Origin of the sequence: Streptomyces sp. NBC_00285, assembly GCF_036174265.1 — a bacterium.
In the GTDB taxonomy this organism is placed as follows: Bacteria; Actinomycetota; Actinomycetes; order Streptomycetales; family Streptomycetaceae; genus Streptomyces.
Genome location: NZ_CP108055.1, coordinates 7469363 through 7490712 on the forward strand (window position 1 = coordinate 7469363; position 21350 = coordinate 7490712).

20 protein-coding genes and 2 riboswitches are annotated in these 21350 nt (G+C 69.9%); of the genes, 10 read left to right on the top strand and 10 right to left on the bottom strand.

What is annotated here, in order from left to right:
• Position 1 precedes the first annotated feature (1 nt).
• The 6 genes from OHT57_RS34590 to OHT57_RS34615 are packed head-to-tail and all read left to right on the top strand — an operon-like array spanning position 2 to position 6520.
• Positions 2–1387 carry an aldehyde dehydrogenase family protein gene (locus tag OHT57_RS34590; RefSeq protein WP_328750676.1) on the top strand — a complete coding sequence of 462 codons (1386 nt, stop codon included), beginning with the start codon at positions 2–4 and terminating at the stop codon, positions 1385–1387.
• A gap of 46 nt (positions 1388–1433) precedes the next feature.
• Positions 1434–2864, top strand: coding sequence for an MFS transporter (locus OHT57_RS34595; protein ID WP_328750678.1), 1431 nt, complete (start codon positions 1434–1436; stop codon positions 2862–2864).
• 14 nt (positions 2865–2878) lie between these two features.
• Positions 2879–3310 (top strand): hypothetical protein, encoded by a 432-nt coding sequence (locus tag OHT57_RS34600; RefSeq protein ID WP_328750679.1) that lies wholly within the window; start codon positions 2879–2881, stop codon positions 3308–3310.
• A gap of 38 nt (positions 3311–3348) precedes the next feature.
• The gene (locus OHT57_RS34605) at positions 3349–4410 is read left to right on the top strand and encodes a ketoacyl-ACP synthase III family protein (RefSeq protein WP_328750680.1); all 1062 of its coding nucleotides are present in this window, start codon (positions 3349–3351) and stop codon (positions 4408–4410) included.
• Entirely contained in the window at positions 4407–5618 is a 1212-nt protein-coding gene (locus OHT57_RS34610) for a beta-ketoacyl-[acyl-carrier-protein] synthase family protein (protein WP_328750681.1), read from the top strand. The genes OHT57_RS34605 and OHT57_RS34610 overlap by 4 nt, the downstream gene beginning before the upstream one ends.
• Complete coding sequence (locus OHT57_RS34615; RefSeq protein WP_328750682.1) at positions 5615–6520, top strand: alpha/beta hydrolase; 906 nt, start codon at positions 5615–5617, stop codon at positions 6518–6520. Before OHT57_RS34610 ends, OHT57_RS34615 begins: the two co-directional genes overlap by 4 nt.
• Positions 6521–6639: 119 nt before the next feature.
• Here OHT57_RS34615 and OHT57_RS34620 read toward each other — a convergent pair whose 3' ends face one another.
• Positions 6640–7401 (bottom strand): hypothetical protein, encoded by a 762-nt coding sequence (locus OHT57_RS34620; RefSeq protein WP_328750683.1) that lies wholly within the window; start codon positions 7399–7401, stop codon positions 6640–6642.
• 193 nt (positions 7402–7594) lie between these two features.
• Here OHT57_RS34620 and OHT57_RS34625 point away from each other — a divergent pair, with 193 nt between their 5' ends.
• On the top strand, positions 7595–8809 hold the full coding sequence (locus tag OHT57_RS34625; protein ID WP_328753407.1) for a LamG-like jellyroll fold domain-containing protein: 1215 nt from the start codon (positions 7595–7597) through the stop codon (positions 8807–8809).
• A gap of 224 nt (positions 8810–9033) precedes the next feature.
• Here OHT57_RS34625 and OHT57_RS34630 read toward each other — a convergent pair whose 3' ends face one another.
• The 9 genes from OHT57_RS34630 to gcvT form a co-directional block, all read right to left on the bottom strand.
• Positions 9034–9306: a glutaredoxin domain-containing protein gene (locus tag OHT57_RS34630; RefSeq protein WP_328750684.1), complete on the bottom strand. Its 273-nt coding sequence runs from the start codon at positions 9304–9306 to the stop codon at positions 9034–9036.
• A gap of 49 nt (positions 9307–9355) precedes the next feature.
• Positions 9356–10714 (bottom strand): SMI1/KNR4 family protein, encoded by a 1359-nt coding sequence (locus OHT57_RS34635; protein ID WP_328750685.1) that lies wholly within the window; start codon positions 10712–10714, stop codon positions 9356–9358.
• 106 nt (positions 10715–10820) lie between these two features.
• On the bottom strand, positions 10821–11411 hold the full coding sequence (locus tag OHT57_RS34640) for a hypothetical protein (protein WP_328750687.1): 591 nt from the start codon (positions 11409–11411) through the stop codon (positions 10821–10823).
• Between the two features lie 537 nt (positions 11412–11948).
• A complete protein-coding gene (locus tag OHT57_RS34645) occupies positions 11949–12848 on the bottom strand; it encodes a nucleotidyl transferase AbiEii/AbiGii toxin family protein (protein WP_328750688.1) in 900 nt (299 codons plus the stop codon).
• Complete coding sequence (locus OHT57_RS34650) at positions 12848–13462, bottom strand: type IV toxin-antitoxin system AbiEi family antitoxin domain-containing protein (protein ID WP_328750689.1); 615 nt, start codon at positions 13460–13462, stop codon at positions 12848–12850. The genes OHT57_RS34645 and OHT57_RS34650 overlap by 1 nt, the downstream gene beginning before the upstream one ends.
• A 259-nt stretch (positions 13463–13721) precedes the next feature.
• Positions 13722–15089, bottom strand: coding sequence for an L-serine ammonia-lyase (locus OHT57_RS34655; protein WP_328750690.1), 1368 nt, complete (start codon positions 15087–15089; stop codon positions 13722–13724).
• A gap of 56 nt (positions 15090–15145) precedes the next feature.
• The gene (glyA, locus tag OHT57_RS34660; protein WP_328750691.1) at positions 15146–16417 is read right to left on the bottom strand and encodes a serine hydroxymethyltransferase; all 1272 of its coding nucleotides are present in this window, start codon (positions 16415–16417) and stop codon (positions 15146–15148) included.
• 15 nt (positions 16418–16432) lie between these two features.
• The gene (gene gcvH, locus OHT57_RS34665) at positions 16433–16810 is read right to left on the bottom strand and encodes a glycine cleavage system protein GcvH (RefSeq protein ID WP_164435166.1); all 378 of its coding nucleotides are present in this window, start codon (positions 16808–16810) and stop codon (positions 16433–16435) included.
• A gap of 139 nt (positions 16811–16949) precedes the next feature.
• Complete coding sequence (gcvT, locus tag OHT57_RS34670; RefSeq protein ID WP_328750693.1) at positions 16950–18068, bottom strand: glycine cleavage system aminomethyltransferase GcvT; 1119 nt, start codon at positions 18066–18068, stop codon at positions 16950–16952.
• Between the two features lie 52 nt (positions 18069–18120).
• Positions 18121–18225, bottom strand: a riboswitch (glycine riboswitch).
• Positions 18226–18323: riboswitch (glycine riboswitch) on the bottom strand.
• A gap of 183 nt (positions 18324–18506) precedes the next feature.
• Between gcvT and OHT57_RS34675 the strand changes: the two genes are divergently transcribed.
• The 3 genes from OHT57_RS34675 (at position 18507) to OHT57_RS34685 (ending at position 21150) form a co-directional block, all read left to right on the top strand.
• Positions 18507–19181, top strand: a complete 675-nt coding sequence (locus OHT57_RS34675; RefSeq protein ID WP_328750694.1) for an AAA family ATPase — start codon at positions 18507–18509, stop codon at positions 19179–19181.
• Between the two features lie 96 nt (positions 19182–19277).
• A complete protein-coding gene (locus tag OHT57_RS34680) occupies positions 19278–20078 on the top strand; it encodes an enhanced serine sensitivity protein SseB (protein WP_328750695.1) in 801 nt (266 codons plus the stop codon).
• 316 nt (positions 20079–20394) lie between these two features.
• On the top strand, positions 20395–21150 hold the full coding sequence (locus tag OHT57_RS34685; protein ID WP_328753408.1) for an enhanced serine sensitivity protein SseB C-terminal domain-containing protein: 756 nt from the start codon (positions 20395–20397) through the stop codon (positions 21148–21150).
• Positions 21151–21350 lie beyond the last annotated feature (200 nt).

Genomic DNA, 21350 nt, shown 5'->3' on the forward strand with positions numbered 1-21350 from the left:
GATGAGCGCCCCCGAAGGCGCCCCCGACCGCGCTCCCGTGTTCGCCCACGTCGACGCGATCACCGAGGCGGGCGAGTACCGGGCCCGGGCGAGCAAGCCGCTCCGCCTGCCGGACGGACGTGAGATCGGCGCCATCTCCGAGGTTCCCCGGCTGTATGTCACCCGGGCGTTCGCCCGGCTCTCCGCGGCCCCGGTGCTGCCGTACGCGACACGCCTCGCCATGCTCGCCAAAGCGGCGGATCTGTTCGAGAACGCCGTGGTCGAGGGACAGTCGATCGACGACTACCTCGACCTGGTGAGCCTGTGCGCAGGCGTGCCACGCGCGATCGCGCACGCCTCGATCGCCGCCATCGCCCGGATTCTGCGCGCGCTGCCGGACACGCTGGCCCAGGAGATCCCGCGGGGAGCGGTCACCAGCATCGACGACCCCCGGATCCGGGAGGGCGCGGCGTACTGGGCGCGCCAGGGCAGGACGCTCGCGGTCCACGCATCCGGCAACACCCCGGGCGTGCATGGTCTGTGGCCCAGCGCGCTGGCACTCGGCTACTCGGTGGCGGTCCGCCCGTCGAGCCGGGAACCGTTCACTCCGCAACGACTCGTGCGCGCGTTCCGGGAAGCGGGTTTCGCCTCGCACGTCGCCCTGCTGCCCACCGGCCACGACGTCGCCGACGCGCTCATCGAGCAAGCAGATCGGGCGCTGGTCTACGGCGGACAGGCCGTCGTGGACAAGTACGCCGCGAACCCGGCGGTGCTCACCCAGGGGCCGGGGCGTTCGAAGACGGTCGTCACCGATGACGTCGACTGGCGTGAACACCTGGACACCATCGCCGCCTCGATCGCGAGCCTCGGCGGAGCCGCCTGTACCTGCACCACCGCGGTGCTCGTCGAAGGCGATGTTGCGGAGGCGAACGCGTTCGCCTCCGCCCTGGCCGACCGGCTCGCCGAGTCGGAGGTCGGCAAGCACCGCACCGAGCTGCCGTCGGCGACGGCCCGTCAACTCGCCGACCATGTCGAGCGGGTCGGCGCGGGCACCACCAGTTTCGGCCGGGACGACATCGTGGAGACGGTCCGCCCGGGAACCGCCGTACTGCACCCGGTCATCCGGGTCACGCCCGACGCCAAGTCGCCGGTGCTGGGCGTGGAACTGCCGTTCCCCTGCGTCTGGATCGCGCCGTTCACCCGTGCCGACGGGATCGCGCCGCTGACCTCTTCGCTGGTCGTCGCCGCGATCACCGAGGACATGGAGTTCGCGCAGCAGCTTCTCGACGAGCCGAGCATCGCCAACGTCCACATCGGTGCCCACACCACCACGTGGATGAAGCCGGGGGTGCCGCACGACGGCTACCTGTCCGAGCACCTGATGAGAACCAAGGGCGTCATTCGATGACCCGGCGCTCCTGGCGCCACCACCCCCACAACCGAAAGAACCGACCATGAGCGCCGACACGCCCGCAATCACCACGACAGCTCCGGTGGACAAGGCGGCCGTCCGCCGCCGTGCGATTGTCTTCGCCGTCCTGTGCTGTGGATTCGTGCTGACCAGCCTCGACATGATGATCGTGAATGTCGCCTTCCCGGCGATCGAGCACGAATTCCCCGGCTACAGCAATGCCGTCGTCAGCTGGACGCTCAACGCGTACACGATTCTCTACGCCGCCGCGCTGATCCCCGCCGGCCGGCTGGCCGATCACCTCGGCCGCAAGCAGACGTTCCTCGGCGGGCTGGTGCTCTTCACCGTGGCCAGCGGACTGTGCGCGCTCGCGCCGACCCTGCCGGTGCTGATCGCGGCGCGGGCCCTGCAGGCGCTCGGTGCCGCCGCCCTCACCCCGACGTCCATGGGCCTGCTGCTCCAGGTGAACCCGCCCGAGCTGCAGCAGCGCGCGATCCGCAGCTGGACGGCGGCCGGCGGGATCGCCGCGGCCATGGCGCCGATCGTCGGCGGCGTGCTCGTCCAGTACGACTGGCGGCTGATCTTCCTGATCAACGTGCCGATCGGCGCCCTGGCCACGGTCGTCGGGCTGCGCGTGCTGCCCTCCTCGGCGCAGCGTTCCTCCGCGCCGAGCCCGGACCTCCTCGGCGCTCTGGCCGTCGCGCTCTTCGCCGGTTGCCTCGTCTTCGCCCTGGTCGAGGCGCCGGATGCCGGATGGGGCTCGGCGACCACGCTGACGGCGTTCGCCTGCGCGGCGGTGCTGCTCGCCGTCGCCGTCGCCCGGAACCTGCGACACCCGTCACCGGTCGTCCCGCGAGAACTGCTCGCGCTGCCTGTCTACGTCCGCACGAACATCGCGGCGTTCGTGTACAGCGCTGCCTTCGCGGTGATGCTGCTCTCGGTCGTCCTCTGGACGCAGAACGTCCGCGGTTACTCCGCGATCGAGACCGGCCTGGCGATCGCACCGGGCACCGTGCTGATGCCGGTCTTCGCCATCCTCACCGGGCGGATGGCGAAGAGTATCGGCCTGGCCCGCACCGCGGCGCTCGGCTGCCTCGTTCTCGGCCTCGGCATGGTCTGGTGGACGGTCGCGGCCCCGACGGACCTGCCCTACGTGCTCGCGGTCATGCCCGGCTCCATGCTCACCTCCATCGGCACGATCGTGGCGATGGCGGCGTTCGCCGGGCAGGTGTCCGCGACCATCCCGAAGACCTTCTACGCCTCCGGCTCGGCCGTGCACACGATGGCCAAGCAGATGGGCATCGCGATCGGGGTCGCCCTGCTGCTCGCGATCCACGACAGCGCCACCCACGACGGGGCGTCGCCGGTGCCGGCCCTGCGCGAAGCGTGGATCGTCGCGGCCGTACTCACCGTCGTCGCGGCCGGCATCGCCCTGGCCGCTCCGCGTACATCGGCCACCGCTCCTACCGGATAAGAGGGAATCGCCACATGCCCACGTTGGACACGTCTGCCGCACGCACGATCTGGAAAAACTGGCTGCGCATGTGGAACGAGGATTCTGACGTCGCCCACGAAATCATTTCTCCGGCCGGGTACGTGCTGCACCTGCCCGACGTCGGTGCCACGGTCGACCCGTCGAAGATCTCAGGTCCGGCGGAAATGTCGGAATGGGTTTCCGGCTTCACCGGGAAATTCGACGGACTGCGGTATTCGACGGATTTCGGACCGTTCGTCGACGAGTCCGAGCGTCGTTTCGCCTGCCGCTGGATAGGCACCGGGACCTGGACCGGAGCCACCAACTGGCCGGTCGACATCCCGGGCGAGGAGGCGATCTTCGTCGGGGTCGACATCTTCCAGGTCGACGAGTCGCTGCAGATCACCGAGTGCTGGTCCCAGGGCGCCGTCACCAGGACCACGTGAGCTCACCCGCAGGCATCCAGACCAAGGAGGAGCAACCCATGGCACTGCACACGGGGCCGGCCGAGCCGATTCTCGGTATCCGGGCAGCGCGCTGCTGGTTCCCGGAGAAGACGCGTACGCCCGAGGACGAGGTGCGAACCGGGAACCTCACCGCCGAGCAGGCGGCCCGGCACGGTGATGTGACGCTCCACATCAGCCGCTGGTGGGACACCGAGTCCGCGCCGGCGATGGCCGTGTCCGCCGGCCGCGCGGCGCTGTCGGCGTCGGGTGTGCCCGTCGACTCCGTCGGGTTGCTGGCCTACGCGTGGACGAACTACCAGGGCAATCCCTTCTTCACCGCGGCGCACTGCGTCGCGGAGGGGCTGGAGCTCCCGCGCTCGTGTGCGCCGGTCGGCATCCAGCAGGCCTGCAACGGCGCGGCGATGTCCTTCTCCCTCGCGGCCGGCCAGCTGCGGCTCAGCGAGCACTCCCACACGTTGATCGTGGCGGCGGACCGCTTCGAGGCGCCCGCCGTCGACCATTGGCGCAGCCACATCATGCTCGCCTACGGAGACGGCGCGTCGGCCGCCGTCGTCGGGCAGCCGGCACCCGGCGACGCGTTCCACCTGCTTGCCATCGAGCACGTCGCCGCACCCGAGCTGTGGCGCACCCGCGACGACTACGACGGCTTCGGCCCGCAACCGGCGTTGGCGCCGCCGCACATCAACGCGATGCCGACCACGAAGTTCTCCGACGAGGGCGGGCGGCCCCGCTTGCGCGCGGTGTCGCACGAGTGCATCAGCGCGGCGGTGGACAACGCCCTGGACCGCGCCGGGTTGTCGCCGGGTGATCCGCGGATAGTCAGAGTGCTCGCCCCTCGGCTGAGCGACAAGGTGCGTGAGCTGATGATCGGACCGATCGAGGAGAAGTACAGCGATCGGATCGTGTGCCACTACAGCGCGTCGGGACACCTCGGCGCGGGCGACTTCCTCGCCAACATCGCCGAGGCCGAGGCCGCGGGCGATCTCGCGCCGGGCGACATCGTGCTCGTCCTCGGGGCCGGCGGCGGCTACTCCTACACCTGCGCGGTGCTGCAGGTGCCGATGGAAGGTGCGGCATGACCCGACTCGCGATCACCGGGATGGGATTCACGCTGCCGGGCGGAGTCCGCACGGCGAAGGACTTCTGGGGGCGAGTGCGTGCCGGGGAATCGGCACTCACGCCGCATTCGGCGTTCAACGACCGCGGTGTGCCGACCGTGATGGCGGGACAGCTCACACACGACCCGGTGGTCGCAGGGCTGGACCCGAAACACGCGAGCAAGTACTCGCGCGAGATCCTCGCGGCGCTCGCGAGTGTCGACGAGGCCTTGGACGACGCCGGTGTCGGTGACTTCGATCCGCAGCGCGCGGGTGTCGTCGCCTCGTCGTCGCGCGGCCCGCTGCAGTGGTGGGAGCGCGAGTTCGCCTCGGCGTCCGGGATCGGACGGGTACTGGGCGGTCTGCCGGGCGCGCCGGCAAGCATCGCGGCCATCCGCACCGGCGTCCAGGGCTACGTCACCACCGTGTCGTCGGCCTGTGTCGGCGGCACCCATGCGCTGCGGTCGGCGGCGGCGGAGCTGCGGTCCGACGAAGCCGACGTCATGATCGTCGTGGGGCACGAGTTCCCGCTGACCGCCGACCTGCTGCGGGTGTACACCGATCCGAAGTCACGGGTGCTGAGCCTGGGGACGACGGCGGCGGACTCGATCCGTCCCTACGACGCCGACCGTGACGGCACCGCCCTCGGCGAGGGAGCCGTCGCCCTCGTCCTGGAACGGGAGGCCGACGCGGTGGCCCGTGGCGCGCACATCTACGCGTTCGTGCTGGCGACCGGCGTCGCCAACGAAGCGGCACACCCTACGACGATGGAGCTGTCCGGCGAGAAGACCGCGGCGCTCGCCGAGCGGGTGATCAAGAAGTCGGATCTGTCGGTCGGCGACATCGGCTACGTGTGCGGACACGGCACCGGTACCCGGTCGAACGACGTTGCCGAGAGCAGGGCTGTCCGGCGGGTCTTCGGCGAGCACACCGATGTGCCGCTGACGTCGGTGAAGCCGATCTTCGGGCACTTGTTCGGGGCTTCTTCGCTGGTCAACATCGCCGCGACGGCCTCGATGCTCGACACACAGACGATCGCGCCGACAGCCAACAGCGCGCAAGCCGACGCCGAGTGCGGGCTCGACTCCGTCTTCGGCGGCGCACGCGATGCCGATCTGCCCGCCGCGCTGTCGTTCGCGTTCGCGCTCGGCAGCCAGTCCTCGGCGGTGGCTCTGGCGGCGGCGCGATGACCGCCCCCATCGACGAGTCCCTGGCCCTGGCGACGATCGGGCACGAGTACGCGCGCGAATCCGTGCTCGCCGGTGAGCAGCTGAAGTCGAGGCTGACGACGTTGTACGACGTCCCGGACGGCATGACCTTCGCGCAGTACCGGGCGACGGTCCGGTTCGGCGACGACGCCACGGTGCCGACCGCGCGAGATCTGACGATCGAGGGCGTGCACGTCCGTTCGTTCACCCCCGAGACACCCTCACGCGGCGAATACCTGCACCTGCACGGTGGGGGGTGGTGTCTGGGCAGTCACACGACGCACGACGAGACGCTGCAACAGCTCGCCGATCGCACCGCGCTGACGGTGACTTCCATCGGCTATCGGATGGCGCCCGAACACCGCTACCCGGCGTGTCTTGACGACGTGCTCGCTGTCGCCCGCGCGGTCAGTGAGCGTCCGAGCGTGAAGTTCCTCGCGATAGGAGGCGAGTCAGCCGGCGCACACCTCGCCGCCCTGACCGTGCTCGAACTCTCCGAACGCCTGGGGCGGCAGCCCTTCTCCGCGGTCTCGCTCAACTACGGCGCCTTCGATCTCACCGCCGGACTCGACCGCGCGCTGGCGCTCCTGATGCCCGGCGCCACCGTCGAGGACCGTTCGGCGGCCTCGCCGCTGCTCGCCGAGCTGAACGGCGTACCGGCCGCACGGTTCTGCGTCGGCACCGGCGACGCACTGCTCGCGCAGACCTTGTCGATGGAGGCGCGGTGGCGTGAACACGCGTCGACCGAACTGGATGTCTTCGCCGGGGCAGCCCACGCGTTCACCACGGTGCGGTCGACAGCGGCGCGGGTGGCGAAGATTCGTGAGGCAGAGTTCCTGTGCCGTCGACTCGATGCCGGGACGGCCCGAACCGACAGCCGATGATCCGGAGGCCGCGGGGGAAGGAGGCGGCCTTGGACAGGTGCTCCAGGACAAGAGGCCCTGACCGTGCTGAAGGCGCGAACGCACTGCTCAGGGCCCACCCCCTCAGCACTCGATGATGTTCACCGCAAGCCCGCCCTCCGTGCGCCGAGGAGGTTCAGACCGGAGGTGGCGTCGGCGGGCTTGCCCAGGAACCCGTGGTTGTCCGCCCAACCGGTGGGTGCCGGGCCGCGTGGGCTGCCGTACGGATCGAAGGCGCGCCGTGTGATGGCCAGTGAGCTGCCGTCCACCTGGAGTTGGGCGGTGCCCTGCGGGGTGGTCGGCTGGTAGCTGATGCCGCCCTTGCTGGAGCGGACGGTCTGCGTACCGTCGGGGGCGCAGTAGTAGCGCAGTGCGGTGACGGCCTTGGTGGCGGTGTCGAGGGTGAGCTGCTCGGTGCCGCCGAAGAGGTAGAGGGTGTTGCCGCCCTGCCCGCGCTGGACCAGCAACTGGCCGTCGGCGTCGTAGAGATAGCCGGTCTTCTTGCCGTCGGTGGTGGTCGCGGAGGTCAGGCCCTCCTCGCTGTACTCGATCCCCTGAATGCCGGTACGGGCTCCGGTGGTGGTCCTGGTCTTGGTGTTGCCCGCGTCGTCGTACTCCGGGGTCAGCACGGAGGTGCCGGTGGTGGGGTTGCGGATGGTGACGGTGGACACCGCGTTGGGCTGCTTGGCGGGGGCCGTGCCGGCGCCCGGGTAGGCGAACGTCTGGGTGGTGTCCTTGGCCGCGTTGCCGGTCACGTCGTGGGTGACCTGCTGGGTGCGGTCTCCGAGCTGGTTGAACTGCCAGTCCGTCCAGTACGGGGCCGGTCCGCCGACAGTCGCCGGGCTGGGACGCGAGTGGTGCACCGGGCGAGCTGGCCGGCGGTGGCCGTGGTGAGTCCCTTGGTGTCCGTCCAGGCGGTGGTCAGCCGGTCCTGCGCGTCGTAGGCGAAGCACTGGGTGTCGGCGGTGCGGTCCGTGCCGCCGTTGGAGCGGACGTCGGAGACCGCGGTGATGTTGCCGGCCTGGTCGTAGCCGTAGGTGGTGTCCGAGATCGGGTATCGCCGGCTCTCGCACTACCAACGGCACCGCGGCGCAGGTGTACACCTGCAACGGCAGCGACGCCCAGAACTTCACCCTCGGCACCGACCACACCGTGCACGTCATGGGCAAGTGCCTGGACGTCACCAAGGGCGGCACCGACAACGGCACTGAAGTGCAACTCTTCCAGTGCAACAACTCCGGCTCCCAGGAGGGGGTCCCGGGCCCGTACCAGGGCACGCTCAAGAACCCGCAGTCCAGCCGCTGCCTCGCCGACCCCGCCGGTAACCGCAACCCCCGCACCCAGGTCGTCATCTGGGACTGCAAGAACATCGCCGACCAGAAGTGGGCCGCCGACAACGGCAATGTGCTGCCCGCTGCCCAGCCGGTGCTCCCGGTCGGCGTCGGCGAGCAGGACTACCCAACCGTTGCCTCTCCGGGCGACGTGCAGGGCACCGGCTTCCCGGCGCTGTACGCCGCCTCCCGTTCCGGCCGGATGATCGAGTACCCGGGCGCCGCGGCCGACGGCGGCCTGGCACAATTCACCGCCCCGGTGAGCATCGGTCACGTCCACCGGCCCGCCGACTGGTGGAAGCTGGACGGCACCGCGGACAGCGTCCGGCCCGCCAACGGCCTCACCCTGAACGGCGGTGCCGCCGTGACCGCCGATGCCGCACGGGGCAGCGCGCTCGCCCTGAATGGCAGCACCGGCTACGCGGCCACGTCGGGCACCGTGCTCGACACCAGCCGCAGCTACACCGTCTCGGCCTGGGCCAACCTCAGCAGCCTGAGCGGGAACTCCAGCTTCGTCTCGCAGTCCGGCACCAGCGCCAACGGCCTCCAGCTGTACTACTCCAGCGGCGCGCATGCCTTCGCCTTCGGCCACGCCCACGCGGACAACACGGAGGGCGACTTCACCAGTGCGTACGGGCCCACCACGGGGGCGCATAGCCCGAAGACGAACACGTGGTTCCACCTGGTGGGCGTCTTCGACGCCGACACACAGCAGTTGCGTCTCTACGTGAACGACGACCTGGCCGCCACCGCCACCTACAAGGGCACGATCTGGAACGCGAACGGGCCGCTGCAGATCGGGCGCCGGATATTCCAAGGCAACTACGGGGAGTACACCGCCGGCAAGGTGGCCGACGTACAGCTCTTCACCGAGGCACTCACTTCGGGCGGTGTCGCCTCACTCGGCAGGAACCGCCCGGTTCCCACTCAGCTCGGCTGAGTCCCGGGTGCTGTACACGGCGCCCCGCCCAGGGTGAGGGGTGGGCGGGGCGCCGGGTTTGTCCCCTGGTGGCTCGCCTCGACGACGGTTCACAGGACGACGCCCCAGGCGGTCCCGCAGGCGAGGCCGCACCCACGCGGTGGCCAGGTGCCTCTGCTTCCACCACCCCCCCGCCGGCCCGTCCGGAGGCCGTCGGCCCCGGCATCGCTGCTCTCCGCGCCAGGTCAGGACGTCAGCAGGTGTGGCGCGTACTCGCGGACCGCATCCAGCAGTTGTCGCTTCGACGGGTTGACCATGGCGTGCCCGGCGACGGTGACGGTGGGCACCGTCTCGTTCCCGTCCGCGACGGAGCGGACGAACGCCGCTGCGTCCTTGTCCTGCCAGATGTTCCGCTTGGTGTAGCGCAGGCGGGTGAAGAACAGGCTCAGCCGCAGGTTCATACAGAACACGCAGCCGGGCCGCCAGTACATGACGACGCCGTCGCTTTCCTCGGTCATGGCCTTCCCCCGTACGGTGTTGCCGTCCCTGGCGGCTCGAACGCCCAGCCTACTGAACGCCGGGGCCCATACTTCGGGGCGTGGCCAGGATCTCGTGGCCGCGGTCCGGGGTGATCAGCTGGGCCAGGACCGGGTCGGCGAACAGGGATATCGGGGCGATATGGTCCTCGCACACCGGGTGCCACAGGCGTAGCGCCGCACGGAGTTCGGGCCAGACTTCGTCACACAGGCCGGCGCGGGCCGTGCGGACCTTGGCGGGGTCGGACAGTGGGTCGGTTTCGGGCCGTGGGCCGTCGTCCGCGTACAGGGTGATGACGATCGGCCCGGTATGGATCGGCGGCTCGGCGGAAGCCTGGAAGGCTGGTTGCCCGGCGAGGCGGTCGGCGACGGCGTGCACGGCTGCGTCGAACTCGGGTCCGCCGAAGGTGAGCCGGAAGCCCGGCTCGACCGTCTGGGCCTCGTAGTCGGCGACGAGCGCTCGCACAGGTGCGGGCGCGTGCTCCTTGAGCCGCGGCAGCGGCCGCAGGTCGTGGGGGTGGGCGAGCTGGTCCTGCCGGACCAGGAGCGGCAGGAGTTCCGCGGCGAAGAGCGGGCTGAGCAGGAGGTCGTCGTTCCCCGGGCGATACCACATCAGGCTCGCGATGTGGCGGCGCCAATCGCCGAGCATCGCTTTCATCTGCATGCTCAGCACGTCTGCCCGCTCCCGCCCGTACTCGTGTGCCTGGGCGAACACCGACAGCGGGGCGTCGACCGCCCCGGCCAGTGCCTCGCATCGGGCCCGCTCGACCTTCGCGTCCCAGTGGTCCCGGGTGGCGCCGGGCGGCTTGCGCAGGGCGTGGAAGGACACCCACTGTCGGCGCATGAGGTCGTGGAAGGAGTCGTACCGCTTTGGTCCCTCGCCGGACCAGGAGGCGAGCCAGTACGCCGCCCACTCGCCGTCCTCGTCCACGTCGCCGGGGTCGAGCAGCATGACCGCCGCGTCGCCCTCAAGGGACAGGCGCAGGCAGCGTGCGAGGACCTTCGCCTCCTGAACGACGAACGCCTCCTCGCCGTCCTCGTTCTCCTCGACATCGTCCTCAGCGAGGTCTTCCCAGACCTCGATCCAGGTGCGGTCGTCGGTGTCCCGCAGCCATTCCAGCTCTGCGGCGCCCGCCAGCCGGTAGATGAAGTTGCCCGCGTTCCGCCACCCGTTGGTGACCAGCAGGAAGCCCCGCAGCGAAGGCGGCAGCCGGCGCCCCAGCCGGGCCTCGGCCACGGCGACCTCGGCCTCACTCGCCGGCGCGAACCCGAGCCAGGCGTCCCTCACGACCCCCGGCGCGAGCGGTGCGTCCTTGTCCGGGTCGTACCCCGCGATCCACTCCGTGCTCCACTGCTCCAGAAACGGCCGCCACGCCGTAGGCTCACCCATCGCCCCTCCACCCTCTCACTCTCCGTCGTCCGACTTCACCTCACCACAGGGGTACGACAACGGGGTGCGGCCCGACTCGGCCACGCGTGCCTGCCGGGGGAAGAGATCAAGACCCGCGACCGCGCCCCGGCCCCGGGCTTCGAGAGAGCCAGAGGTCCCGGTTGCCCGCGATCAGCACGCGCCTGTCCGCGAGGGTGACCGCCGTTCTCGGGGGGTCCTCGCTGCAGCCGAGGAGGCCGCGTTCCCAGCCCGTGGTCGTCCCGTTGCCAACCCAGACGCAGCCGTACAGCACTGTGCGGGTGTTCGGCTTGGACTTGCGCCGGGGGGCCGAGCCGACCAGGATCGGGTGGCCCGCGGAGTCGACGGTCGCGGCAGTGATCTCGCCGGTGCCCATGGCCGAGGTGTCCATCCGGGTCCAGTGGGTGCCGTCCTGGCTGGTGAGAACCAGCCGGCGGGAGTCGTAGAAGGCGCCGGCCCTGGCATAGCCGCCCACGGCGAACCAGTGGCCCGACGCATACAGGACGCTGTGCACCTGTGTGCCGGGTGGCGTCCCGGTGATTTCGCCGGATGACCAGTGCGCGCCGCCGTCCCCGCTGAGCCAGAACGGGATCGTGCCCGAGGAGTGGAAGTCGTAGGCGTTCGTCGCCGCCGTGCCGAAGGCGACGACCTCCGTGCCGCTGACGCCGAAGTCGCCCACGGGCGTGGACGGTTGCCGGCCGTCGATCGGCGGCAGCGGAACCCGACGCACGGTCCTGCCCGCGTCCCCCAGGCCAGGCTTCCGGCCCGTGAGATTTCCTGGGGACTTTTCGGGGACTTTCAAGCCTGTCCCAGGGACTTCTCGGGGATTTTCCGCCGAGTATGCGGGGAAGGCCCTGACACCGCTGAAAGACCCGAATGCGCTGGTCAGGGCCTACTTTTCAGCACTCGATGATGTTCACCGCAAGCCCGCCCCGGGCGGTCTCCTTGTACTTCACGGACATGTCAGCTGCTATTGATCATGCTCATGACCTGTGGTTTTGTCGTGGGCGGGCTCGTCCTGAGTCGCGTCGGGGACTTCTCGGGGACTTCTTGCCGAGGGCTGCCTGCGAAGTATCCGATGGTACGTGACGTGCTTGCGGGAGTCGGGTCGTCAGTGTTCGTACAGGCGTCCGATCGCTTCGCCGGGCACCCGCACTCGTAATGCGTAGGTCTCGGGTCTGCGTCCCGAAGACTTGGTCGGTCGGCCAGGTCTGGTTCATGACCAGGTGAGGGTCGCTGCATTCCACGTGAGGGTGATGGCGCCGCCATTGAGGAGTGTGTCGGCGAAGGTGGTGACCTGTCGGACGACCTCGGTGAAGCGTTCGGGGTAGCCGGTTGCGGCGGCGCCCTGTCGGCGGCGCCAGGCGGTGTAGGAGGTCTGGCGACGTTCGCCGAGGTCGCTGATGGCGGTGCTGAGGGGTTTCAGGGTGATGCCTCGGTGTACGGCGGTGGCGGTCAGCGCCGTCGTGAGTTCCTGGCCGTCGAGGTCGTTGAGGGTGAGCAGGCGGTAGAGGTCTCCGTAGTCGCGGTCGCGGGTGTTGAGGTCGCCGAGGGAAACAGCGGTGGAGAGTTTTTCGGCGATGACGGTGGCGAGGGGGTAGCCGAGGATCTGGAAGCTTTCCGTCGTGAGCTGCTGTGGGTAGTCGATGATTCGAGGGCCGGGGGTGACAGGGTCGCCGAAGCTGACATCCAACTGGAGCTTGAGCCGGGCCCGGGCGATGGAGGCGGCCATGGACAGGCGTACGCCGTGGTACTCGTCCTCCTCGCGGATGGGGACGGTCTTGAGCGTTGCGGGATCGAACGCGACTCCGTCGTCGATCTCGGTGGCGGCGATGACTGCGATCCTGCGGACGATCTCGGCTTCCGTGCCTGGGAACGAGCGGCCGAGGATGTCGATGTCGCGGGTCATTCGACGTGCGCCGAACTGGGCCAGCAGCAGGCCGCCCTTGAGGACGAAGTGTTCCCGGCCAAGAGGCGAAACGGCCAAGCGGTAGAGGAATCGTTCGAGGACGTACTCGACCATGATCTCGTCTGTGGACCGGCTGTTGCGGCGAGCCAGGTTGCGCAGGTCGTTGTAGACGCGGCCGGCTGTGGTGTCACGCGCGGGGTTGGCCATCAGGCGAGCACTGCCTCTACGGCAGGACGGATGACGGAGAGAGCATTCAACTCGCGCGCGATGTGCTGGAGTTGGCCGACCCCGCTGCGTCCGTCTCGGCGCAGGTAGCGGCCGAGCGCCGACAGGGCGAGGGTCTCACCGACACGGTTGCGGTGGCGCATCGCGTCGACGACGCTGCGGGCTGCGTTGTATACGGGGATGGTCTCTCCCGGGGCTGCTTCGAACCGCTCGACTCCGAGGGCGAAGGTCTTCGAGGCATACTGCGCCACCACGGTCGGCGGGTAGGAAATCGTGGGGCGGCGTGTACCGCGCGGCACGGCGATGTGCACTGCCGCGGGGATGTCGTCGATCAGCTCGTGCAGGGCCAGGGCGGACTCACCACACACGGCAGCGTGAGGAGCCCGCGCGCACACGGCCAGTAGGTCTGAATGTGCGGTCTCCGGGGCGTCTGCCCGCCGGTACACCCCACGGGACAGTTCGTCTATCTCCCCCTCCGCCACCAAGGACGCCAGATCCCGGGGGGAGAGCAGTGCCTGACGTGCCTGCGCCGTCGTGAACGTGGGGGGCAGGTCGGCCAGCCGCTGCTCCAGGCGTGAGTTCTCCGCAGCGCTCATGTATCGAATGGTACCCCTCTGTCGGTCTCAAGGGATCGATTTGATACATCCTGACGACAGTCGGCGGTCAGGCGGATGGGAAGCGAGGTCGCGGATGTCGTGAGCCCCAGGTCGGACGCCCATCCCGTGGGATTTCCTGGGGACTTTTCGGGGACTTTCACGTCTGTCCCGGGGACATTCCGGGGACTTCCCGCCGCGTAAGCAGGGAAGGCTCTGACAGCGCTGAAGGGCACGAACGTGCTGGTCAGGGCCTGTTACCTCAACACTCGATGATGTTCACCGCAAGCCCGCCCCGAGCCGTCTCCTTGTACTTGACGCTCATGTCCGCGCCGGTTTCCTTCATCGTCTTGATGACCTTGTCCAGGGACACCTTGTGCGTGCCGTCCCCCCGCATCGCCATCTTCGCCGCCGTGACCGCCTTGACCGCGGCCATGCCGTTGCGCTCGATGCAGGGGATCTGGACGAGGCCGCCGACGGGGTCGCAGGTGAGGCCGAGGTTGTGTTCCATGCCGATCTCGGCCGCGTTCTCGACCTGCTCGGGGGAGCCGCCGAGCACCTCGGCGAGGGCACCGGCGGCCATCGAGCAGGCGGAACCGACCTCGCCCTGGCAGCCGACCTCGGCGCCGGAGATGGAGGCGTTCTCCTTGAAGAGCATGCCGATGGCGCCGGCGGCGAGGAGGAACCTCACCACTCCGTCCTCGTCGGCGCCGGGCACGAAGTTCACGTAGTAGTGGAGCACTGCGGGGATGATGCCGGCGGCCCCGTTGGTCGGGGCGGTCACGACCCGGCCGCCCGCCGCGTTCTCCTCGTTCACCGCCATCGCGTAGAGCGTGATCCACTCCATGGAGTGCGCCAACGGGTCGCCCTCGGCGCGGAGTTGGCGCGCGGTGACGGCGGCCCTGCGGCGCACCTTGAGGCCGCCCGGCAGGATGCCCTCGCGGGACATGCCCCGCGACACACACGCCTGCATCACCCGCCAGATCTCCAGCAGCCCGGTCCGGATCTCGTCCTCGGTGCGCCAGGCCCGCTCGTTCTCCAGCATCAGCGAGGAGATCGACAGGCCGGTCTCCCGCGCCAGGCGCAGCAGTTCGTCGCCGGTGCGGAAGGGGTACTTCAGGGCCGTGTCGTCGAGCTTGATCCGGTCCGCGCCGACCGCGTCCTCGTCGACGACGAACCCGCCGCCCACCGAGTAGTACGTCTTGGACAGCAGTTCGGCGCCCGAGGCGTCGTACGCCCACACCGTCATGCCGTTCGCGTGGTACGGCAGTGCCTCGCGGCGGTGCAGGACCAGGTCGTCGTCGAAGGAGAACGGGATCTCGCGCTCACCGAGCAGGTTCAGTGTCCCCGTGGCCCTGATCTGTGACACCCGGTCGTCCGCGGTCTCCACGTCCACCGTGCGTGGGGAGGCTCCCTCCAGGCCGAGCAGCACCGCCTTCGGGGTGCCGTGGCCGTGGCCGGTCGCGCCCAGGGAGCCGTAGAGCTCGCAGCGCACCGACGCGACGGAGTCCAGCAGCTCCTCGTTGCGCAGGCGGCGGGCGAAGATACGGGCCGCCCGCATCGGGCCGACCGTGTGGGAGCTGGACGGGCCGATGCCGATCGAGAACAGGTCGAAGACCGAGATGGCCACGGGAACTCCTTCAAAAAGGGCGGGGGCACACGGCGTCGGGTGCCCCCGCCGCGGAACTACTTGTTCAGGCCGGGGTACAGCGGGTGCTTGTCGGCGAGCGCCCTGACCCGGGCCTTCAGCGACTCCCCGTCGTAGGACGGCTTCAGTGTCTCGGCGATCACGTCCGCGACCTCGGCGAAGTCCTCGGTTGTGAAGCCGCGGGTGGCCAGGGCCGGCGTACCGATCCGCAGCCCCGACGTCACCATCGGCGGGCGCGGGTCGTTCGGGACGGCGTTGCGGTTGACCGTGATGCCGACCTCGTGGAGACGGTCCTCGGCCTGCCGCCCGTCCAGCTCGGACTCGCGCAGGTCGACGAGGAGCAGGTGCACGTCGGTGCCGCCGGAGAGCACGTCGACCCCGGCCTCCCGGGCGTCGTCAGCCGTCAGACGCTCGGCGAGGATGCGCGCACCGTCCACCGTACGCCGCTGGCGCTCCTTGAACTCCTCCGAGGCGGCGACCTTGAAGGACACGGCCTTCGCCGCGATCACGTGCTCCAGGGGACCACCCTGGAAGCCCGGGAAGACGGAGGAGTTCAGCTTCTTCGCGAACTCCTTCTTCGCGAGGATGATCCCGCCGCGCGGGCCGCCCAGCGTCTTGTGGGTCGTGGAGGTGACCACGTCCGCGTACTCGACGGGGTTCGGGTGCAGCCCGGCGGCCACGAGACCGGCGAAGTGCGCCATGTCGACCCACAGGTACGCCTCGACCTCGTCGGCGATCCGCCGGAACTCCGCGAAGTCCAGCTGCCGCGGGTAGGCGGACCAGCCCGCGATGATCACCTTCGGGCGGTGCTCCTTGGCCAGCCGTTCCAGCTCGGCCATGTCGACGAGCCCGGCCTCGTCGACGTGGTAGGCGACCACGTCGAACTGCTTGCCGGAGAAGTTCAGCCGCATCCCGTGGGTGAGGTGACCGCCGTGCGCGAGGTCGAGCCCGAGGATGGTGTCGCCGGGCTGGGCCAGCGCGAACAGGGCGGCCTGGTTGGCGGAGGCGCCGGAGTGCGGCTGCACGTTGGCGTACTCGGCGCCGAACAGCTCCTTGACCCGGTCGATCGCGATCTGCTCGGCCACGTCGACGTGCTCACAGCCGCCGTAGTAGCGGCGGCCCGGATAGCCCTCGGCGTACTTGTTGGTCAGGACCGAGCCCTGTGCCTCCATGACCGCGAGCGGCGCGAAGTTCTCGGACGCGATCATTTCGAGGGTGGACTGCTGGCGGTGCAGCTCGGCGTCGACCGCGGCGGCGATCTCCGGGTCGAGTTCGTGCAGGGGTGTGTTCAGTGCGGACGTCACGGTCATCGGGTGTGCAGCTCCTCAGCCGGCGGAAAAGGCGGTGTACTCGTCGGCGGAGAGGAGGTCGGCCGGCTCCTCCGTGACGCGTACCTTGAACAGCCAGCCGCCCTCGAAGGGGGCGGAGTTCACCAGCGACGGGTCGTTGACGACGTCCTCGTTGACCTCGGTGACCTCACCGGCCACCGGGGAGTACAGGTCGCTGACCGACTTGGTGGACTCCAGCTCGCCGCAGGTCTCGCCCGCGGTCACCGTGGCGCCGACCTCCGGGAGCTGGACGAAGACGACATCGCCGAGCGCGTTGGCCGCGTGCTCCGTGATGCCGACCGTCGAGACGCCGTCCTCGGCGCCCGACAGCCACTCGTGCTCCTTGCTGTAACGCAGCTGCTGGGGGTTGCTCATGGCCTGAATTCTCCTGTACGCGGGGGAGTGCTGGTGAATGGGGGTACTGCGCGAGGCGCGCTTGAGCAGCGACTATGTGCTCAGCATCACCTACGGCGGCCCTGTCAGGCCGCTTGTTTCCGGACGCCTGTTTCGGCTTCTACTTCTGACGCCTGTAGAACGGCAGCGCCACGACCTCGTACGCCTCGTGGCTGCCCCGGATGTCCACACCGACACCGGCCGTGCCCGGCGTCGCGTGCGCGGCGTCGACGTACGCGATGGCGATCGGCCTGCCCAGCGTGGGGGAGGGGGCGCCGGAGGTGACCTCGCCGATCACCGCACCGCCCGCGACGACGGCGTACCCGGCACGCGGCACCCGACGGCCCTCGGCGACCAGGCCGACGAGGACGCGAGGGGGGTTCTCGGCGGCACGCGAGGCGGCCTTGTGGAGGGCCTCGCGCCCGACGAAGTCCCCCTCCTTCTCGAACTTCACGACCCGGCCGAGCCCGGCGTCGAAGGGGGTCAGCTCCCGCGACAGCTCGTGCCCGTACAGCGGCATGCCCGCTTCCAGACGCAGGGTGTCCCGGCAGGACAGTCCGCAGGGGACCAGGCCCACACCCTCGCCGGCCTTGGTCAGCGCCTGCCACAACTCGACCGCGTGCTCCGGCTTCACGAACAGCTCGAAGCCGTCCTCGCCGGTGTACCCGGTGCGCGCGATCAGCGCGGGGACCCCGGCGACCGTGCCCGGCAGACCGGCGTAGTACTTCAGCCCGTCGAGATCGGCGTCGGTCAGGGACGCGAGGATCCCCGGAGACTCCGGTCCCTGTACGGCGATCAGCGCGTACGCGTCCCGGTCGTCCCGCACCTCGGCGTCGAAGCCGGCCGCGCGCTCGGTCAGCGCGTCCAGGACGACCTGGGCGTTGGAGGCGTTGGCGACCACCATGTAGTCGGTCTCGCCGAGCCGGTAGACGATCAGGTCGTCCAGGATGCCGCCGTCGGTCTGGCAGATCATGGTGTAGCGGGCCCGGCCGACACCGACGGAGCCGATGTTGCCGACGAGGGCGAAGTTCAAAAGGGCAGCCGCGGCCGGTCCGCTCACCGTGATCTCCCCCATGTGGGAGAGGTCGAAGAGCCCGGCCTTCGTACGCACCGCGGTGTGCTCGTCGCGCTCGGAGCCGTACCGCAGGGGCATGTCCCAGCCGGCGAAGTCGGTCATCGTCGCGCCGAGCGAGCGATGCAGGGCATCGAGGGCGGTGTGACGGGGTTCAGAACTGCTCATCGGGCGGTCGTCTCCAAGGATCCCAGGACATGGGTGTGACGGGCGAGGTGATTCCTCCCCATCTGTCATCGGAACCTGAGAGGTTCGCCATGAAGAAACATGGCTTGCACCTTGGGTGGAGCCGCCTTCGAGTGGGCGGCCCGCTTTTCAGATGTGCCTCGCCCGCGCGGTAACGGGGGCCTGAGAGATTCAAGGGAGGGACTTGCTCCTTCGGCGCCCGGGTACATGTACCCAGGACTCTCCCGCGCGGATTCAAGCGGCCGGTATGCAGTTGGCGCCGACATCATTGCACGCATCGCGGGCGGGCGGCAGGGCCGCACCCGGCCCCTCCCTTTGTAACTGGCTTGTGGCGGTACGCGTACAGAAACACGGGAGATCATCCATTACCTTCTCTTTACGCTTGGTGGGGAGGGGAGACCCTGACCCCGGAGGAGGACGATGACGGTGAACAGGACCACCGCGTACGCGACTACCTCGGGCCTGGCGCTGCCCGAGCAGCCCGCGGCCCCGGCCGTCGAGGCCCGCGGCACGCGCCCGGCGCCGGTCGTCCGTGACCTGCGCGACCGCCTGGGACACAGCCCGCACGCCCTGCTCTTCGGCCCCAAGGACCTCGTCGTCATCACCGGCCTGCCCGGCAGCGGCAAGTCCACCCTGATGAAGCGTGCGGTCACAGGGGCACGCATCGACTCCCAGGACACCCGCGACCGCTGGGACGGCCGACTGTCCCGCTTCCTGCCGTACGCCGTCTACCGCCCCCTGGTCCGGCTCGCGCACTACGCCGGACTGCGCCGCGCCCTGCGCTCCGGCGAGGGGGTCGTCGTGCACGACTGCGGGACGCAGACCTGGGTGCGCGGCTGGCTGGCCCGCGAGGCCCGCCGCCGGGGCGGCACCCTGCACCTGCTGCTCCTCGACGTCACGGCGGACGCAGCGCTGGAGGGCCAGCGCGAACGCGGCCGGGGTGTCTCGCGGTACGCCTTCCTGCGCCACCGGGGCGCGGCCGCCCGCCTGATCCGTGCCGTGGAGCGGGGCGACCTGCCCCAGGGCTGCGCCTCGGCGGTGCTGGTCGACCGGGAGGCGGCGGACGTCCTGCGGCGGATCGGCTTCACCGGCTGAGGCGGGAAGAACTCGTCCGGGCCGGGGCCGGCTCCCGCCGTACCCGCTAGCCTTTCAGCCACATCAGTACTGGGTTCACAGCAGGCGGTCGCACAGATGGATTTCCCGGCGGATCTCCCCGCGGACTTCTCGGAGTTTCCGGCACAGACGGCACACCCCCATCCGCACGGCGGATGGCCGGGCAACGAACTGGAGGAGGTGCTCTCCGCCTCCCTCGGCATGCCCTCGGCATGCGCCCGGATCATCGAGGTGCTCGGCCGCAGCTTCGTCTGGATCCCCCTGCCGAACGGCGGCGGCCCGCACAGCGGCCCCCTCGACCTGCCCACGCTGGAGATCGGCGGCCAGGCGTTCGTGCCGGTCTTCAGCTCCGAGGAGCAGTTCCGCCAGGTCGTCGGCAGCCATCTGTCGTGCACCATCGCCCCGGCGGTCGAGTTCGCCCGTGGCCTGCCCCCGCACGTGGGCCTCGCCCTGAACCCCGACGGTGTGGTCGGCGTCCCGCTCCCCCCGGCCGCCGTCGCCGACCTCTGCCGGGTGGGCCGCTCCCCCCTCGACGGCCCCAACACCGGCGGGCGGGTCAAGCTCTACGAACCGGACTGGCAGGACGACCCGGTCGACTTCCTCGCCACCGCCTCCGCGGAGTTCGCGGCGACCGGCGTGGTCCTGACGGCCCGCCGCTGCCTTGCGGCCATCGAGACGGCCGACCCGGTGATGTTCGTGGGCGTCGAACTCTCCCAATGGGAGGGAGATCTGCGCACCTTGCCGATGGACGCTCTCGGCCGGGCCCTGCACCGGACCCCGGTCCGGTGGCCGGTGAACCTGGTCCTGCTGGACGTGGCGGACGACCCGGTGGGGCACTGGATGCGCGAACAGGTACGGCCCTTCTACACGCAGGGCTAGGTGTGCTTCGACGATCCCGCCGTCCCGGCGCGCACATTCGCCCTGTCGCACCCGGTACCGGGCGGCCCTTCGCGTTGCGATCGCACGCACCGGACGCCGCCGCGTTCGACACCCGCCCCGGGAACAACCCGGCCCGGGGCGCGGGACTGTGCCACTATGCGGTCCGCCGCGGGCGCGACCGGTCACGGACGAGCGCACCCGTCGACAGCGCACAGATCCCGGGCTCGTGGGCGCTTAAGCTGGGTCCAAACTCGGGGCCGACTTCAAGAAGGGGCGAAACAGGGTGAGCGCCACCACGACCGGCCAGGTCGAGCACATGCTGCGCCAGGTGACCCCCGGGCGCTACGACGCCTACGAGGCACTGCTGCGCGCCCTCGCGACCCCCAACTCCGGCCAGGTCTGGATGCTTCTGTGGCACGGCCAGTCCGGCTCCCCCGACGCCCAGTACGGAAACATGGAGGTCGAGGGCTACGGCTACGCCCCATGCGTCACCTCCGCCCAGGAGTTGAGCGCCAGTGGCTGGAACCGCTCCTACGAAGTGGTCGAAGGCATCGACGTGGCCCGCACCCTGTTCCCCGACCACTACGGGCTCTGGCTCAACCCGCACGCCCCGGGCGGCGGCGTCGGCATCCCCTGGCTCGACCTGCGCCGCATCGCGACCGGCCTGGAGCGCCAGCCCGCGGGACCGCTGCGGCTGTCGGAACCCGGTATCGAGGTCCCGCAGTTCTACGCCCTGCTCTCGCACAACGCCCACCGCACCCCGGCGGTCCGCTCGCTGCGCCGCGCCTGGGTGCAGCCGGCGCTCGGTGCGCCATATCTCGCCATCGGTCTCGACGTGTACGACACCAGCCCCTCGGCCGTCGACTCGGTGCGCGGGATGATGCAGCAGTCCATCGGCGCCGTCCCGGACGGCCTCCCGGTGTCGACCGTGGCGATGTCCGACGAGTACGACCCGGTGGCCCTGTGGATGCGGGCCGGTGCCCGGCCCTTCTACGACCGCGAGGCCCACGGCGCCCCCGCCCAGGCCCCGGCAGCCGGGTACGGCTACCCTCCGGCCGGCGGAGGCTACTGAAAGTCACTTCCCTCTTTCTTACGCCATCACGTTACAACCACATTTCTCCGCGCGTAGATAACGGCGATTGGTCCGCAAGGTCGGCTAATCTCCGCTTCTGTCCCAACTGCCCCGCGTCCGAGGGGCGTTACCCAGTGTTCGGATAACGGAATCCTCCTTACTGCATCACGGTTGCGCATACTTTCTTCGCCAGGCCTGGC

What these genes read in the sequence shown, in the direction of transcription:
- OHT57_RS34590 (WP_328750676.1), top strand. Translation starts at nt 2, where the DNA reads ATGAGCGCCCCCGAAGGCGCCCCCGACCGCGCTCCCGTGTTCGCCCAC.
- OHT57_RS34595 (WP_328750678.1), top strand. Translation starts at nt 1,434, where the DNA reads ATGAGCGCCGACACGCCCGCAATCACCACGACAGCTCCGGTGGACAAG.
- OHT57_RS34600 (WP_328750679.1), top strand. Translation starts at nt 2,879, where the DNA reads ATGCCCACGTTGGACACGTCTGCCGCACGCACGATCTGGAAAAACTGG.
- OHT57_RS34605 (WP_328750680.1), top strand. Translation starts at nt 3,349, where the DNA reads ATGGCACTGCACACGGGGCCGGCCGAGCCGATTCTCGGTATCCGGGCA.
- OHT57_RS34610 (WP_328750681.1), top strand. Translation starts at nt 4,407, where the DNA reads ATGACCCGACTCGCGATCACCGGGATGGGATTCACGCTGCCGGGCGGA.
- OHT57_RS34615 (WP_328750682.1), top strand. Translation starts at nt 5,615, where the DNA reads ATGACCGCCCCCATCGACGAGTCCCTGGCCCTGGCGACGATCGGGCAC.
- OHT57_RS34630 (WP_328750684.1), bottom strand. Translation starts at nt 9,306, where the DNA reads ATGACCGAGGAAAGCGACGGCGTCGTCATGTACTGGCGGCCCGGCTGC.
- OHT57_RS34635 (WP_328750685.1), bottom strand. Translation starts at nt 10,714, where the DNA reads ATGGGTGAGCCTACGGCGTGGCGGCCGTTTCTGGAGCAGTGGAGCACG.
- OHT57_RS34645 (WP_328750688.1), bottom strand. Translation starts at nt 12,848, where the DNA reads ATGGCCAACCCCGCGCGTGACACCACAGCCGGCCGCGTCTACAACGAC.
- OHT57_RS34650 (WP_328750689.1), bottom strand. Translation starts at nt 13,462, where the DNA reads ATGAGCGCTGCGGAGAACTCACGCCTGGAGCAGCGGCTGGCCGACCTG.
- glyA (WP_328750691.1), bottom strand. Translation starts at nt 16,417, where the DNA reads ATGACCGTGACGTCCGCACTGAACACACCCCTGCACGAACTCGACCCG.
- gcvH (WP_164435166.1), bottom strand. Translation starts at nt 16,810, where the DNA reads ATGAGCAACCCCCAGCAGCTGCGTTACAGCAAGGAGCACGAGTGGCTG.
- gcvT (WP_328750693.1), bottom strand. Translation starts at nt 18,068, where the DNA reads ATGAGCAGTTCTGAACCCCGTCACACCGCCCTCGATGCCCTGCATCGC.
- OHT57_RS34675 (WP_328750694.1), top strand. Translation starts at nt 18,507, where the DNA reads ATGACGGTGAACAGGACCACCGCGTACGCGACTACCTCGGGCCTGGCG.
- OHT57_RS34680 (WP_328750695.1), top strand. Translation starts at nt 19,278, where the DNA reads ATGGATTTCCCGGCGGATCTCCCCGCGGACTTCTCGGAGTTTCCGGCA.
- OHT57_RS34685 (WP_328753408.1), top strand. Translation starts at nt 20,395, where the DNA reads ATGCTGCGCCAGGTGACCCCCGGGCGCTACGACGCCTACGAGGCACTG.